Annotated in this window: 14 protein-coding genes and 1 tRNA gene; 8 read left to right on the top strand and 7 right to left on the bottom strand. The window is 63.2% G+C overall.

What is annotated here, in order from left to right; translation table 11 throughout:
* Positions 1-84 precede the first annotated feature (84 nt).
* Positions 85-161, top strand: a tRNA-Met gene (locus FJ942_RS05555).
* 120 nt (positions 162-281) lie between these two features.
* Here the strand turns inward: FJ942_RS05555 and FJ942_RS05550 are convergent.
* Complete coding sequence (locus tag FJ942_RS05550) at positions 282-1094, bottom strand: helix-turn-helix transcriptional regulator (protein WP_140556161.1); 813 nt, start codon at positions 1092-1094, stop codon at positions 282-284.
* A gap of 107 nt (positions 1095-1201) precedes the next feature.
* On the opposite strand from FJ942_RS05550, the gene FJ942_RS05545 reads away from it, so the two are divergent.
* The 7 genes from FJ942_RS05545 to FJ942_RS05515 all read left to right on the top strand — a co-directional run bounded on the left by FJ942_RS05545 (position 1202) and on the right by FJ942_RS05515 (position 10110).
* Positions 1202-3226, top strand: coding sequence for a CocE/NonD family hydrolase (locus tag FJ942_RS05545; RefSeq protein WP_140686459.1), 2025 nt, complete (start codon positions 1202-1204; stop codon positions 3224-3226).
* A 189-nt stretch (positions 3227-3415) separates the two neighbouring features.
* Positions 3416-4990, top strand: coding sequence for an ABC transporter substrate-binding protein (locus FJ942_RS05540; protein ID WP_140496108.1), 1575 nt, complete (start codon positions 3416-3418; stop codon positions 4988-4990).
* A gap of 131 nt (positions 4991-5121) precedes the next feature.
* A complete protein-coding gene (locus tag FJ942_RS05535; protein WP_140496109.1) occupies positions 5122-6060 on the top strand; it encodes an ABC transporter permease in 939 nt (312 codons plus the stop codon).
* Position 6061: 1 nt separating this feature from the next.
* Positions 6062-6955 (top strand): ABC transporter permease, encoded by an 894-nt coding sequence (locus FJ942_RS05530; protein ID WP_224680319.1) that lies wholly within the window; start codon positions 6062-6064, stop codon positions 6953-6955.
* Positions 6952-7971: an ABC transporter ATP-binding protein gene (locus FJ942_RS05525; protein ID WP_140582226.1), complete on the top strand. Its 1020-nt coding sequence runs from the start codon at positions 6952-6954 to the stop codon at positions 7969-7971. Before FJ942_RS05530 ends, FJ942_RS05525 begins: the two co-directional genes overlap by 4 nt.
* Complete coding sequence (locus FJ942_RS05520; RefSeq protein ID WP_140818221.1) at positions 7968-8984, top strand: ABC transporter ATP-binding protein; 1017 nt, start codon at positions 7968-7970, stop codon at positions 8982-8984. The genes FJ942_RS05525 and FJ942_RS05520 overlap by 4 nt, the downstream gene beginning before the upstream one ends.
* A complete protein-coding gene (locus tag FJ942_RS05515; RefSeq protein WP_181168392.1) occupies positions 8974-10110 on the top strand; it encodes a succinylglutamate desuccinylase/aspartoacylase family protein in 1137 nt (378 codons plus the stop codon). The genes FJ942_RS05520 and FJ942_RS05515 overlap by 11 nt, the downstream gene beginning before the upstream one ends.
* A gap of 96 nt (positions 10111-10206) precedes the next feature.
* Here FJ942_RS05515 and FJ942_RS05510 read toward each other — a convergent pair whose 3' ends face one another.
* The 6 genes from FJ942_RS05510 to hisD are packed head-to-tail and all read right to left on the bottom strand — an operon-like array spanning position 10207 to position 15724.
* Positions 10207-10956: an SDR family oxidoreductase gene (locus tag FJ942_RS05510; RefSeq protein WP_140556170.1), complete on the bottom strand. Its 750-nt coding sequence runs from the start codon at positions 10954-10956 to the stop codon at positions 10207-10209.
* A gap of 16 nt (positions 10957-10972) precedes the next feature.
* A complete protein-coding gene (locus tag FJ942_RS05505) occupies positions 10973-11911 on the bottom strand; it encodes a 3-hydroxyacyl-CoA dehydrogenase (RefSeq protein ID WP_246679677.1) in 939 nt (312 codons plus the stop codon).
* Complete coding sequence (locus tag FJ942_RS05500; RefSeq protein ID WP_140686453.1) at positions 11911-12786, bottom strand: N-acyl homoserine lactonase family protein; 876 nt, start codon at positions 12784-12786, stop codon at positions 11911-11913. The genes FJ942_RS05505 and FJ942_RS05500 overlap by 1 nt, the downstream gene beginning before the upstream one ends.
* Positions 12758-13375 (bottom strand): hypothetical protein, encoded by a 618-nt coding sequence (locus FJ942_RS05495; RefSeq protein ID WP_140897324.1) that lies wholly within the window; start codon positions 13373-13375, stop codon positions 12758-12760. The genes FJ942_RS05500 and FJ942_RS05495 overlap by 29 nt, the downstream gene beginning before the upstream one ends.
* Positions 13368-14411 carry a LacI family DNA-binding transcriptional regulator gene (locus FJ942_RS05490; protein ID WP_140624208.1) on the bottom strand — a complete coding sequence of 348 codons (1044 nt, stop codon included), beginning with the start codon at positions 14409-14411 and terminating at the stop codon, positions 13368-13370. Before FJ942_RS05490 ends, FJ942_RS05495 begins: the two co-directional genes overlap by 8 nt.
* A gap of 23 nt (positions 14412-14434) precedes the next feature.
* Positions 14435-15724, bottom strand: coding sequence for a histidinol dehydrogenase (gene hisD / locus FJ942_RS05485; RefSeq protein ID WP_140518013.1), 1290 nt, complete (start codon positions 15722-15724; stop codon positions 14435-14437).
* Between the last annotated feature and the right edge of the window lie 9 nt (positions 15725-15733).

Genomic DNA, 15733 nt, shown 5'->3' with positions numbered 1-15733 from the left:
TCCCAACCTTATATCCGCGCGACCTTGGCGAATGCCTCGAAATGCCTTGCGATTTAAGGCGGATTTCGGGCCTTTCGCCGCCCTGGCGGGGTAGCTCAGTTGGTTAGAGCACGGGAATCATAATCCTGGGGTCGGGGGTTCAAGTCCCTCTCCCGCTACCACCTCTCACCTGTACGGCCCGGAGACATAGGTAACAGACTGTACCTAAGACATGGGTGACAACCTCGTGCTGAACGGGTTGGACAGGCCCGCGCTGATGCGGGTCGCGTTGGGAGGAACGTCTACACCTCTTCCGTCTCGAGCACGAACGTCCCGGTGGGGATGCGGTTGGTGATCATGGCGCGGATGCCGACATCGATGACGGGGTCAGTTTCATCGAATAGGCCGCAGGCCTGCAGCGCCTTGCGCTGGTCGACGGAGCGGCCGAGATATTCCAGAAGCACGACCGAGGCTGCGGGTCTCCGCCCTCGTAAAAGGGGCATGCCCGTCTGGATGCCGACCAGATAGGCGACGCTCGTCTGGTAGCTCGGATAGAGGATCACCTGGGTGATGCTGGTCTTGAGCAGGGTTTCGGATTCGAGCGCGAATATGCGATCGCCGAGCAGCAGCAGGGCGGCCGAATATTTCGAGGTCTTTACGCCATATTTGCCGAAATGGACGAGCCTTTCCATGCATTTCCAGAAATAGCGGCCTTCCTTTTCATAGATTACGACCAGGCATTTGATGATCTTGCCGGCATAGCCGAACGAGTAGAAATAGCGGAAATAGTAGCCGACATAGCGCCCGAGATCGCCGGAACGCTGATAGAGCTGCTCCATATGCACCAGCATGTCCGATGGCGCATGGACGCCGAGCGGGCGGCGGCGCAGGCCGACGATCTCGGCAAAGCGCTGCTGGTCCATCAAAAGCTCGCCTTCGCTCACGCCGAAGAAATCGCAGATCTTGCGCATGTTGCGGCGGGACGGCCAGGTCTGGCCGCTCAGATACTTGTTGAACTGCTGGCGGTTGATCTGCAGGCGCCGGCACACGGCGGCAATCGACGGATAATAGCTGCACAGGAAGGCGAGGTTCTGGGGAAGCGGTTCGGTCTGCATGACCTAATGCATACTGACGCCAGAACAGTGTCAAGTCGCGAAGGGTCGCGAAATTGTGCGGCACCGCCGATTTGCCCAAGGTGGCGTTCTCCAACAGAGGCCTCGTCATGCGCACAGTGTCCAACTTCCCCCATCCGATCCGCTCGGTCGACCATTTCGAGATTCCGATGCCGGACGGCTGCCGGCTTGCGGCGCGCATGTGGCTTCCCGAGGGTGCCGAACAAAAGCCGGTGCCGGCGATCCTGGAATACATCCCCTATCGCAAGAACGATCTGACCGCCGCGCGTGATGTCGTCATGCACCCCTACGTGGCCGGCCACGGCTACGCAGTGGTGCGCGTCGACCTGCGCGGAACCGGCGATTCCGAAGGGCTGATGCTCGACGAGTACCTTCAGCAGGAGCTTGACGATGGCTGCTCGGTCATCGAATGGCTGGCCTCCCAGCCCTGGTGCGACGGCAACGTCGGCATGATCGGCATCTCCTGGGGCGGCTTCAACGGATTGCAGATCGCGGCCATGCGGCCGCCTGCGCTGAAGGCGGTGATCAGTTGCGCCTCGACCGACGACCGCTACGCCGACGATGTCCACCACATGGGTGGCACGCTGCTCATCGACAATCTCTCCTGGGCGGCGATCATGTTCGGGCGCAACACGCTGCCGCCCGACCCACGCAACAAGCCGCACAATTGGCGCGCTTTGTGGCACAGTCGATTGAAGGAAAGCGGGCTATGGCTGAAGAACTGGCTGGAGCACCAGCACCGCGACAAGTTCTGGAAACACGGTTCGGTCTGCGAGGATTTCGGCGCGATCACCTGCCCGGTCTACGCCGTCAGCGGCTGGGCCGATGGTTATTGCCGCTCGGTCTTCCGCCTGATGGAAAAGCTGCAGGGCCCGCGCAAGGGGCTGGTCGGGCCATGGGCGCACACTTATCCCCATATCGGCAAGCCTGGTCCTGCCATCGGCTTTCTGCAGGAATGCGTCCGCTGGTGGGATCAATGGCTGAAGGGCCGTGACACCGGCATCATGGACGAGCCGATGCTGCGCCTGTTCATGCAGGATAGCGCCCCGCCGCAAACTTCCTACGAGACGCGCGCCGGACGCTGGGTCACGGAGCCGGCATGGCCATCGCCGAACATCGAGCGGCAGTCCTTCTTCCTTTCCGGCAATGGGCGCCTGTCCCTGCGTCGGGCAGACGATGCGGCCGGAACGCAGACGGTCCGCTCGCCCTTGTCGGTTGGCCTGCGCGGCGGCAAATGGTGCTCCTATGCCGTGCCCGGCGACCAGCCGGCTGACCAGCGCGGCGACGATGCCGGCAGTCTGGTCTATGAGACGCAAGAGCTGGCGCACGATGTTGAGATCGCGGGCGACGCAATGCTCGATCTTGTCTTCGAAAGCGACAGGCCCGTCGCCATGGTGGCCGTCCGTCTTTCGGATGTCGCCCCCGATGGCGCGACGACGCGCGTCAGCTACGGCCTTTTGAACCTGACGCATCGCGATAGCCATGAGAGGCCCGAACCGCTCGAACCGGCAAGGCGCTACCGCGCCTCTGTCCCCTTCAAGCACGTAGCACAGCGCTTCAGCGCGGGGCACCGCATACGCCTTGCCATCTCGACAAATTACTTCCCGATCGCTTGGCCTTCGCCCGAGCCGGTCACGCTCACCGTCCATCCGACGGATTGCCGCCTTGAACTTCCGGTCCGCGTCGGAGGCGCCGGAGATCCGGCACCGGCACCTTTTGCCGAACCCGAAGGGGCGTCGCCCTTACGGGTGGAGACGATCTCGAAGCCGCAAAAGGATTGGGCGATCACGGAGAATCTGGCAGACGCTTCGACTGTCGTTGAGATCGGCGAAGGCGCCGGCACCTATCGCATCGTCGAAAACGACCTAACCATCACCTCGCTCGGCCGCGAACGCTATTCCTTCCGCGGCGACGATTTCGGGTCGGCCAGGGCCGAGGCGAAATGGGAGTTCGAGTTTTCGCGCGCTGATTGGCGCATGCGTTCTGTGACCGAAACGACCATGACCGCGACGCCATCGCACTTCCACGTCGAGGCGCATCTCGAGGCATGGGAAGGCGACGAGCTTGTCCACGAACAGAAATGGACCGAGGCGATAGAGCGTCGCCTGCTGTGACATTCGCGAACTGACGCTAATCTCGCTCACATCTGCGTCGGCAGCGAAATTGACCGGCTTGCCGGCTGAATTGAAGAATGCGCCGTCCGAACTCGCGGCCCCATCAGGCGGCGCGGTACCAAAAAGGAGGGATCCCGGCAATCGCCGGGAAACCCGCTCAGTTGAAAGGGGAACGAAACCGTGAATGGAATGAAATTGAATCGCAGGCATTTCCTGCAGGCAGGCGCCGGCCTCGGTGCGGGGATCATCGCCTCCGGCCTGCCCTTGTCGCAGGCCGTATGGGCGGCCGAAGGCAAGGTACTCAAGGCCCGCGCCTATTCCGATATCGACAAGCTCGATCCTGGCTTCTACCAGAACGCGTACAATGTTGACGTCATGAACTGCATCTACACCAAGCTTACGCGCTATAAACCGGGTTCGGAGTGGGGCTGGGAACTCGAGGCCGCCGAATCCGTCGAGCAGATCGATCCGACGCACATCCGCTTCCGCCTGAAGAAGGGCATCAATTTCACTGGCGGATTTGGCGAAATGACCGCCGAGGACGTGAAGTTCTCGTTCGAGCGCGTCATCCAGCACAATTCTCCGGTCAAGGGCGACTGGGGTCCGCTCGACCGCATCGAGATCGAGGACGACCATACTGGCGTGATCGTGCTCAAGACGCCTTTCGTGCCGCTCTGGAACATCACTCTTCCCTATGGTTGCGGCCACATCGTCTCGAAAAAAGCGGTGACGAAGGCAGTTGCCGACGGAGGCGATTTCGGCATGAAGCCGCCCTGCTATTCAGGTCCCTACGTGTTGTCGGACTGGAAGCCGAACCAGCTCGTCCTGTTGACCCGAAATCCCGAATGGAAAGGCCCCAGGCCGGGCTTCGACGAAATTCATATCCTGCCGATGAGCGATATCAAGACCGCCGAGCGCGCCTATCAGGCCGGCGACATCGATTTCACCGATTTCAGCCTCGATTCGCTGGCCACGTTGAAGGACAGCCCGCCCGAAAACACCAAGATCGAAGAAAAGCCTTCGCTCTACTATGTCTATATCGGCATGAACTCGGACCATCCGAAGCTGAAGGACGTCAATGTCCGCAAGGCGATTCAATGGGCCATCAATGTGCCGCAGATCATGGACGCGGCCTATTCAGGCCAGGCCCAGGTCGCCACCGGCCTTATCGCTCCGGGCTTGGTGGGACACCGGGAAAAAGCGCTGATACCGCCGGAGGGCGATCTCGAAAAGGCGAAGCAGTATCTTGAGAAGGCCGGCATCACCGAACTCAGCCTCACCATCGACGCGCTCAACGTGACCACCTTCTCCACGATCGCGGAAATGGTCCAGGCGCAGCTGTCGCAGATCGGCATCACGGTCGAGGTCAATGTTCAGGATTCCGGTTCGTTCTGGACCATCGGCATGGAATCGGAAGGCGAACGTTGGAAGGACATGCAGTTGATCGTGCAGCGTTTCTCGATGGTGCCGGATCCCTATTACGCCACCACCTTTTTCGTGCGCGACCAGGTCGGTGTGTGGAACTGGGAGCGCTTCCGCAGCGAGCGCTTCGACGAGCTCAACGCCAAGGCGGTAACCGTCGAAGACCCGCAGGAACGGGCCAAGATGTATTATGAGATGCAGGACATCATGGAAGATTCCGGCTCCTACCGGTTCCTCACCCATGAAGGCTCGCCGATCATGTACCGAACGACGCAACTCGAGGCCGAGACGCGCCCAGACGGGCGGCCGCTCTATCTCGGCTTTGAGCCGAAATCGGCCTAGGGCATTCTAGGAAAAGTGCGTAGCGGTTTTCCGTCCGGAATTGCGAAAAAACAAAGGGTTAGAGCGGGTCGGCGATTCTATCAAACGCTGAACCGCTCTGACGCGGTCGCTGGGACAGGCTGAGTCAAAACATGTGGTTATATCTTGGCAAGCGTATCGTGCTGGCGGCGGCAATTGTCGTCGTTGCCGTCACGCTGCTGTTCCTGATGATCCAGGCCGTTCCCGGCGATCCCGCCGCGGTCCTGCTCGGACCGCGTGCGACGCCGGAACTGAAGGCGCAATTGCACGAGGAAATGGGCCTCGACAAGCCGCTGCCCGTGCAGATCGTCTCATTCTTCGGGGGGCTGCTGCACGGTAATCTCGGCACCGATGTCTTTACCCAGCGCCCTGTCGCGGCCATCGTTTTCGAGCAATTGCCTTACACGATCGAACTCATCCTGGTTTCGATCGCCTGGGCCGTTATCGTCGGCGTGCCGCTCGGCTGCTATTCGGCGCTGCGCCGCAACTCCGTGATCGACAAGGTCGTGGGTGTATTCGCGGTCGGAACCATCGCCATCCCGTCCTTCGTCATGGCGATCTATGCGCTGTTGATCTTCTCGGTCGGCCTGCGCTGGCTGCCGGCCATCGGCGCCGGCTCAGGCTTCCGCGACGGGTTCGTCCATCTCATCCTTCCAGCCTTCGTCGTCGGTATCGGCTGGGTGGGCTACATCTCGCGCATCGTGCGCGCCTCCATGCTGGAGATTCTTGGCGAGAACCACATTCGCATGGCGCGCTCCTTCGGCCTTTCGGAGCGGCGCATCGTGGCGCGCTACGCGCTGCCGCTCGCGATCCTGCCGACAGTGACGATCATCGGCGTCGGCATGGCGCACCTGCTCTCGGCGGCGGTTTTCGTCGAGGTGGTCTTCGCCCGGCCCGGCATCGGCGCTCTGATCGTCAAGGCGGTGGATTCGCGCAACTATCCGATCGTCATGGGCACGGTCCTCGTCACCACCGTTCTGTTCGTCATCTCCACGACGCTCGCCGACCTCGTAAACGCGGCGCTCGATCCAAGAATCCGCGAGAATTTGTAGCGTGTCCGAAGTTCAACTCATTCGCGAGGCGGTCGATGAACGCAGCGGGCAGGGCGCGGCCGCCATGTTCCTGCGGCAATTGCGCAAGTCTCCGCTCGGCATGATGGGCGCCGTGCTGGTCGTGCTGATGGTGGTGACTGCGGTCTTCGCCACCTGGATCGTGCCTTACGATCCGATCAAGATCATGGTTGGGCCCCGGCTGGCGCCGCCCTCTTTGCATTTTCTTCTCGGCACCGATCAGTTGGGACGCGATGTCTTCTCGCGGGTCGTCATGGGCGGAAGGATCGCGCTGCTCGTCGCCTTCGTCTCGTTGGGCGCCTCGCTCAGCGCAGGGCTTGTGCTCGGCCTCATCGCCGCCTTCGGTCCGCGCTGGCTGGACAATCTGCTGCTGCTGGTCTTCGACACGATCCGCTCCTTTCCGGTCATCATCTTCGCCTTGGCAGTGGTGACGCTGCTCGGGCCGAGCCTTGCCAGCGTCATCTTCGTCGTCGCGATCACGTCCGTGCCGATCTATGCGCGCGTGGTGCGCACGCAGGCCCACGCACTGCGCGAGAGCGAGTTCATCACTGCGGAGCGCGCCATGGGCGCCGGCATCGTGCGCATCCTTGCCGTGCACGTGCTACCCAATGTGATCGGGCCGCTGCTGATCCTGGTCAGCATGGATGTTCCGCTGGTCATCACGCTGGAGGCCGGCATGAGCTTCCTAGGCATGGGTGTCCGTCCGCCGACGCCGGACTGGGGAACCATCCTCAGTGACGGCTATGGCTATATCCACAAGACGGTGTGGCTGGTGATCGCCGGCGGCATCCCGATCGTCATAACCACGCTGGGCTTCACTTTCCTCGGCGAGGCGCTGCGCGACATTTTCGACCCCAAGCTTCGGAAAGACCTATGAACACCGGCGCTCAGGCAAGACATTCTCCAAACCGCGACCCGCTTCTGGCGATCCGCGGTCTGTCTCTCGATTTCGGCACGCCGCGCGGTCGCGCCCATGCACTGCGCGATATCCATATCGACGTGTCGGCGGGCGAAGTGGTTGGCATCGTCGGCGAAAGCGGTTCGGGCAAATCGACGCTCGCCTATGCCGTGATGGGGCTGCTGGCGGAAAATGCGGAGATGGTGAACGGCGCCATCCTGTTCGAGGGGCGCGACCTGCTCGGCATGCCTCCGGCGGAGCGGCGCGGCTTGCTCGGCAACCGCATGTCGATGATCTTCCAGGATCCGATGACGGCGTTGAACCCGGTGCGCAGCATCGAAAGCCAGATGATCGATGTCCAGCATCACGAGGGCGGCTCGCACCGGACCAAGCGCCAGCGCGCGCTGGATATGCTCCATCGGGTCGGCATTCCGGACCCGGAGAGCCGCATCGGCGGCTATCCGCACGAGTTTTCCGGCGGCATGCGCCAGCGTATCTGCATCGCGATGGCGCTGCTGGTGAAGCCGGCGCTGCTCATCGCGGACGAACCGACCACAGCGCTCGACGCGACGCTGGAGGTGCAGATCATCCATCTGTTGAAAGAGCTGCAAAAGGAGATCGGCTGCTCGATCCTGTTCGTCTCTCACCACCTCGGCGCTGTCGCCGAGCTCTGCGACCGGGTGGCGGTCATGTATGCGGGCGAGGTGGTCGAATACGGCACCGTGCGCGACATCTTCCGCCGACCGGGGCATCCCTATACGCGCGCGCTGCTCGAATGTGATCCCGGACGCATCCGGCAACGCACCCGCCAGTTGCCGACGATCCCAGGCGAGGTGCCGAGCCTCCTCGGTACCCAGGCGGGTTGCATCTTCCGTCGGCGCTGCCCGCAAGCCTTTACCCGGTGCGTGGATGACAGTCCTGTCCAGTGCGCTATCGGCGCAACGCACACCGCACGCTGCCATCGCCTCGACGACACGTTGGTGGCGCCGGCATGAGCCCCCTGCTTTCTGTCGAGGATCTTCGCGTACGCTTCCGCACCATGGGCCCGCTGAAGGCGCTCGCCAGCGGCGTTAAGAACCCGTTCGTGGACGCCGTCTGCGGCGTTTCCTTCGAGATCCGCAAGGGCGAAACGCTCGGCCTCGTCGGTGAAAGCGGTTCGGGAAAATCCACCATCGCCCGCGCCATCATGGGCCTGCGGCCGCCGACGGGCGGCACGATACGCTTCGATGGTCAGGTGCTGAACGGCCTCGCCCCGACGGAGCGCAAGCCGCATCTTCGGCGCATGGCGATGATGTTCCAGGATCCGGTCGGATCGCTGTCGCCGCGGCTCACTGTACGCTCACTGCTGATGGAGCCTTTCCGCATTCACGGCGTTACCGGCCGCGACCCCGCCGCCGAAGCGGAACGCCTGCTCAACATGGTCGGCCTGCCCGCCGACTTCGGGCGGCGATATCCACACCAGCTTTCCGGAGGCCAGGCGCGCCGCGTCGGCGTGGCGCGGGCCCTTGCATTGCAACCCGATCTTATCATCGCCGACGAGCCGACCGCGGGACTGGACGTGTCCGTTCAGGGTGAAGTCCTCAATCTGCTTGGACGTTTGCAGGGCGAACTCGGCATCGCCATTCTCATCATCACGCATAATCTCAATGTCGTGCGCCACATGACCGATCGCATGGCGATCATGTATCTCGGCCGCTTCATCGAAGTCGGCTCGACCGAGCGGATATTCGCGCAGCCGCGCCACCCCTATACGGAGGCGCTGCTGTCGGCCAATCCGGAACCCGACCCGGACGCCGTGCTCGACAGGGTCGAGCTCAGCGGCGAGGTGCCGAGCCTGATGACGCGCCCAACCGGCTGCGAGTTCCACACCCGCTGCCGCTATGCGCAGGGCATCTGCAAAAGCGTCTTCCCGTCCCGGGCAGCCGACCGGGAAGATCCCCGCCATGTCTTCAATTGCCACTTCCCGCTATCGGAACGTGCGCTCGCCGGAGCCACCAATGTCTCGTGAAATCCTCGATGTTCCTCTTGCCAACGGCACGCCGGGCAGCCAACACAGCGTGCGCATCATCCGGTATGGTGCCGCCGACGCGCGCCCGAAAGCCTATATACATGCCGCGCTGCATGCCGACGAAGCGCCCGGCCTGCTGGTGTTACACCATCTGGTCGAGCAGCTTGACGCCGCCGACGCGCGCGGCGAAATCCGGGGCCAAATCGTCGTCGTTCCCTACGCCAACCCGCTCGGCCTGGCGCAGTTCGTCAATGGCGATCATCTGGGGCGTTACGATCTGGCCAGCGGCCGGAATTTCAACCGCAAATGGCCTGATGTCGCCGGCGAATTGACCATCCGGCTTGCCGATCGGCTCGGAAGCAGCGCCGACGACAACACGGTGCTCATCCGCAACACGATCCGCGAAATTCTCGACGAACGCGGCGCAGGGCAGCCTGTCGATTCCCTTTACACCGCCTTGGCACGCGAGGCTTTCGATTCCGATCTTGTGCTGGATCTGCACTGCGACGACGAAGGACTGATGCATCTGTTCGTGCGGCCCGAGATCTCGGCCGAATTGTCCGACCTTGCGCGGGAACTCGGTTGCCGGGCGGTGTTCTCACAGGGTTCGTCGGGCGGCTCAACCTTCGCCGAAGCAAGCGTCGAGCCCTGGATCAGGCTTGCGGCTGCCCTTCCCGATAAGGTGATCCCGATCGGCTGCCTCGCCGCGACGGTGGAACTGCGCGGCTTCATCGACATCAGTGATGAGATGGCGTCGGCTGACGCTTCCGCCTTGCTCAACGTGCTTCGCCGCCGCGGCTACGTCGCGGGGCAAGCGGGCCTGCCGCCCGCCGCGCTTTGCGAGATCACCGGCTTCGATGCGTGCGATGTGGTTCGCACGCCCGCTTTCGGTGTCATCGTCTACCGCGCCGAACTGGGTGAACGCGTCACTTGTGGACAGCCGATCGCGGACATCATCGTGCCTTCTTCGCTGGGCCGCGAGGCGCGCGTGACGGTACGGGCGCGCACCGACGGGCTCGTGGTGACGCGAAGGCTGAAGAAACTTGTCGCCGCCAATCAGGTCATTGCCAAGGTGGTGGGCCAAAAGCCCCTCGCCCACCGGACAGGCTATCTGCTGGAGGATTAGATCGATCAGCGGGCGCGGGCACTTCTTGACCGCAGATCGATGATTGGCGGCCACGCGTAGAAACGAGGTCCGTTCGACCTGATCCTGTCCCGGGCTCTAGGCCAGGGGCCGACCGCCGTCGACCGGAATGATAACGCCGGTCACGAAACGGAGATGGGTCGCAGCCGCCAAAACCGCCTCGGCGACATCGTCGGGCGTGCCCAGCCGCCCCAGCGGCGTCCGGCTTGCCTGTTCGTCCCGCCAGGATTCGTCACGGCCCTTGATGAAGTCGGTGTCGACGACGCCGGGCGAGACCGACACGACCCTGATTCTCGGGGCCAGGGCACGCGCCAGCGACTTGGTCAGATTATCGACAGCGGCTTTCGACGCACAATAGGCGACGTTGCTTCCCATGGCGGTGACCCCTGCGATCGACGAGATGTTGACAACAACCCCGCTGCCGGTGCGATCGAGCAGCGGCCGCATGGCCCGCGTCGCAGCAATCACACCGCGCACGTTGACGCTGAAGATGCGGTCGATCAATTCATCGTCCAGGCTGTCGAGATCCGGATGTGGCACGAAGCGGGTTGTCCCGGCGCAATTGACCAGGACATCCAGCCGGCCAAAGCTTTTCTCGATCTGACCAGCGAGGCGCGCGAGGCAATCGCTGTCCGTCACGGTCGCCTCGGCGACGAAGTGATCGCCGTACGCCAATGACGAAACCAGATCGTCGGCCGTCTGCCGCGAACGGTTGTAGCCGATGACAACCGAAGCCCCTTCCGCAGCAAGCCTGGATACGATCCGCGCGCCGATGCCGCCGGTTGCTCCAGTGACCAGGGCAACCTTGCCTGTGAGTGTGGCTGTCATGGCCGTCTCCTGAGTGTCAAACCCCGGTGCTTCGCTTATGGGCGGCCAGCGCCATTAGATTGCGGTCGCGCCAGGCGCTGCGTTCGGCGAGTTGGGATGCTGACAACTTTTCGCGGCGCGCTTCCTCGGCCTTGGCAACCAGCCCTTCCGACCAGGGGGCCGGATCGCGCCTGGCGAGGGCGATCGAATGGTAGAGCGGTCCCAGACGTCTCGCGTAGTCCGCGATCCCGCCGGGCGCATTCAGATCGATCGTCTCGAAAGGCCCCATGAAGGACCACCGGTAGCCGAGCCCATGCGATACCGTAAGGTCGATATCGGCGGTACTTGCCACGCCCTCCTCGAGCAGGGCCCAGGCTTCGTTCAGCAATGCCCCCTGAAGCCGGTTGAGGACGAACCCTTCGACTTCCTTGCGCACGATCACGGCAGCCTGCCCTACGGCCTCCATCTGCACCCGCAGCCACGCAACGGCCTCCGCGTCGGTCCAGGGCGCCGGGACCAGTTCCACCAACGGGATCAAATGCGGTGGATTGACGGGATGAGCGACGAGAAAACGCCGGCGGTTGGCACAGGACCCGGTGAAGGCCGAGGCCGGAATGCCGGAGCTGGAGCTGCCTACGACCGCGTCGGGCCGCATCGCCCGGTCAATCTCCAGACAGACCGCCTCCTTGATGTCGCGCACTTCCAGCACCGACTCCTGGATGTAGTCGGCATCCGCTACCGCACCCTCCAGCGTATCGACAACGTTCAGCCGCCGCATGACTGCATCGACGGCATCTACCAGCCCGGCCTCTTGCATATCGGCAAGGCTGGCCCGGATCTTGTCGAGCACCGCGGCGCGGATGTCGGCGCTGCCGTCATAGATGGTCACATCATGGCCGGCCCGGGCGAAGACGATCGCCCAGCCACGGCCGACCAGTCCGGCACCGACAATGGCGACTTTGCGGATTGCATCCATCATTGCACCCGTGACGTCTCGCCGTCCGCGAGGCAAATTTCGGTGATCCGCAGGCCATCCTGAGTGATGCGGGATGGGAACCGGTCCTTCAACCGCTCTTCGTGGATGGGAATGACCCGCCGTGCCTCGTGGCCCACCTGCTTCATCATCTCCTCGGTGGCGAGAACGAGATTGGTCTGGCTGCCGACCGCAAGCCCCACCGGAACGTAGAGCGTCTCGATATCGACGGCAGCTCCCGAGCCCTCGATGTTGTCGAAGACGTAGACCAGATCGCCAGCCAGCACCCAGGTGTCGTCCTTGCCGTTGCGCACGGTGACCCACATCGACCCGTAGGTATGGCTGTCAAAGGCGGCATGGAGATCGATGTCGGGCAGGACGTCCTGTTTCGCTCCGTCGATCGTTACCAACCGCTTCTGACGGGCCAGGTCGACGCCGCGCACGATGTCGCCGGGGTCGACGGCTACGTTCATCCAGCGCATGCGGTCCGGCAGCGACATCGCCCAGACCCACTTCGCGATCTCCCTCTCCTGGATGTAGAAGGTCGCATTCGGGAAGTCCTCGACATTGCCGAAATGGTCGAAATGCGCGTGCGTGACGAAAACCGTGTCGACGTGCTTGGGCGAGAGGCCGATTTCGCCAAGAACGGCGTCGGGCGAGTGCCAGTTCTCGACGCCAAATTTGTCGGCGAGATGCTTGCCGTAGTCCTTGTTGTTGTAGCCGACATCGACCATGGCAACGCGACCGTTGCCCTTGATCAGCGCGTAGCAGTAGGGAAGTTTCACGTAACCCTGGTTGTGGGCGCCGTAGAGCACGCCGCTCTTGTGGTAGTTGCTGACATAGCTGTACTCAAGCACCCAGATCGAATATTGGCCCATTGCTTCCTCCCTGTTGTCGCCAACGCTGCGCACAGCTGCAGCAGGCGTGATTGAAATCGACCGGCGTCATACCGGCCCGCGGTTCCGACGCCGCCTGCAGCCCGGCGTAGGCGCGTTTGATCCTCTCCCCGGCCCGGTCGAGCTCCTGCTGCCAGTCGCGCCGCAGTCGGGCCGAACCGAAATCGTCCAGGACCTCGCCCAGCGTTGCATGAGCGGCCCCCAGACGCGCGCAATGGCTTTCGAGCCCATGCGGCGCGTGCAAGGCGCCCAGCCGCTGCTCCACCTCCGTCCACCGTTCGCGGGCCACCGGAATGTCAGGCAGATCGAGCACGTCGCGGCGTCCGCCGGCCTGAGCCAGGACCAGCAGGCCGGCGAGTTGGCCGATCAGCCGGCGCAGGCCTTCGTAGACGGGGCGGATTGCCACGACGTAGCGGACGATGGCTTCGTCGGCCAACGCGGCATCGTTGACGGCCGCGACGGGTTTCTCGCTTCCGGTGACGGAGACATGGGGCGCCGCGACGACCTCGCAGTCATAGCGGTGGACGCTTACCGCCCGCTCGAAGAAGCGCTTTCCCGGGATATCAGCCATGGTGCCTTTTTCGCGTCGTCGCGCGCTCGATCACCGCGCCGGGCGGGATTAGTTGAACGATCGGCTCCCGGCCGGAATTCGTGCTCAATTCCTTCGCCAGGCTGACCGTGGCCTCGAGCATCTGGTCAATGGGCTGCCGGACGGTCGTCAGCCCGTGCGAAGGCCAGTGGGCCATCTCGATATCGTCGAAGCCGACGATCGAAATGTCGTCCGGCACGCCGAGCGCCAGCTCTCGCCGCACGCCGTCGAGAAAGCCAATGGCGAGAATGTCGTTGGCGCAGAAGACACCGTCGGGAACCTCTTTCAGGTCACGCAGCTTGCGCGCCGCTTCGTAGCCGGCGTGATAGCTGAACTGGCCTGCTTCGATAACTATCGGCGCGGCGAGGCCACGCTCGACGGCGCGTTCGCTGAAGCCCCTGTGGCGTGCGACATTGGTGGAGGCATCGGGCAAGGCGGCGATGTAGGCCAGGCGCTGGTGGCCGGTATCGACGAGATAGTCGGCGATGCTGCGGCCGCCGAGTATATTGTCGCAGGAAATGCCGAACGCGTGGTCGTCGGCCGAGAGTCGGTTGAAAAAGATCACCGGAGTGCCGGCCCTACGGCATTCCTGCGCGGCCGCCGAAGACAGGGTGGCCGCCAGGATGATGGCAAGATCTGGCTGGTAGTTGAGCAGCAGGCGTAGCGCCTGGTCGACGTCTCCCGACTGGTCGGCGGCGACGAGCATCACGTTCATGTCGATGGCACGAAGGGCGGTGGTCAGCCGCGTCAGCACTTCCGGATAGAACGGGTTCTTGATGTCCGCGACGACGATACCCACGATACGCGTCTTCTTGGTGATGAGGCTGCGCGCGAAAGGGTTCGGCGAATAGCCGATCTCCCTCGCACGGTTCAGCACCAGGTCCCGCGTATTCTTGGCGATCACGGCATCGGCGTGAAAGGCCCTGGATACGGTCGAAACAGACATGCCGAGATCGCGCGCCAGATCCTTCACGGTCAGGCGGGGCTTGCTGTTCTTGTTGCGGGCGATGATCGACATGAAAACTCCGTTGGCGCGCTGGCTTAGGCCTGGTTGCGACCTCCATAGCGGCGGACCCGGATGTTGGCCTGCTCGGCATGCCCATAGAATCCCTCGAGGACACACAGGCGCGAACAGTACTCGCCTATCATGGCGCTCGCTTCGTCGGTCAGAACGCGCTGATAGGTGCAGGTCTTGATGAACTTGCCAACCCACAAACCGCCTGTGTAACGGGCCGCCTTCTTGGTCGGCAGCGTATGGTTGGTGCCGATGACCTTGTCGCCATAGGCAACATTCGTACGCGCTCCCAAAAACAGAGCGCCGTAATTGCGCATGTTGTCGAGGAAGTAGTCCGGATCGCGCGTCATGACCTGGACGTGCTCGGATGCGATCCGGTCGGCCTCCGCGACCATTTCCTCGTAGGACGCGCAGACGATCACTTCGCCATAGTCCGCCCATGCCTTGGCGGCGATCTCGGCGGTCGGCAGGATCTTCAGCTGCCGCTCGATCTCGGCCAGGGTGTCGCGCGCGAGCCTCTCCGAGTTTGTCAAAAGCACGGCGGGACTGGTCGGACCATGCTCGGCCTGGCCGAGCAGATCGGTCGCGCAGATCTCGCCGTCGACACTGTCGTCGGCAATGACCAGCGTCTCGGTCGGGCCGGCGAACAGGTCGATGCCGATACGGCCGTACAATTGCCGCTTGGCTTCAGCGACGAAGGCATTGCCAGGACCGACGAGCATGTCGACGCGCCCGATGGTTTCGGTTCCGAGCGCCATGGCGCCGACGGCCTGCACACCGCCCAGAACGTAGATCTCGTCCGCGCCGGCCATGTGCATCGCGGCCACGATAGCCGGATGCGGACCGCCCTGGAACGGCGGCGCGCAGGCGATGATCTTCTTCACCCCGGCGACCTTGGCCGTCACCACGCTCATATGCGCGGAGGCGACCATCGGGTATTTCCCGCCCGGCACGTAGCAGCCGACTGTTTCCACGGGAATGTTCTTGTGGCCGAGGACAACGCCGGGAAGCGTTTCCACTTCGAGGTCCTGGAGGCAGGCGCGCTGCTTCTCGGCGAAATTGCGAACCTGGGCCTGGGCGAAGCGAATATCCTCGATGTCGCTTGCCGACACCTTGGACATCGCCTGCTCGATCTCGCTGTCGCTGAGCCGGAAGCTTGGCGGCGACCATTTGTCGAAACGCTCCGACAACTCCCGGACAGCGGTATCGCCTCGCTTTTCTATGTCGGCAAGGATCGTCTCGACGGTCGTCCGGACGGCCGCATCGCTCTGGGCGACAGCTTCGGGATCCCTGCCCCGTTTCAGAAAAGTCGGCATATTCTCATC

The sequence above is a fragment of the Mesorhizobium sp. B2-4-2 genome, assembly GCF_006442845.1.
Taxonomy (GTDB): domain Bacteria; phylum Pseudomonadota; class Alphaproteobacteria; order Rhizobiales; family Rhizobiaceae; genus Mesorhizobium.
Note: the sequence above shows the minus strand (reverse complement) of the source record. Positions and strands in the feature narration are given on the sequence as shown.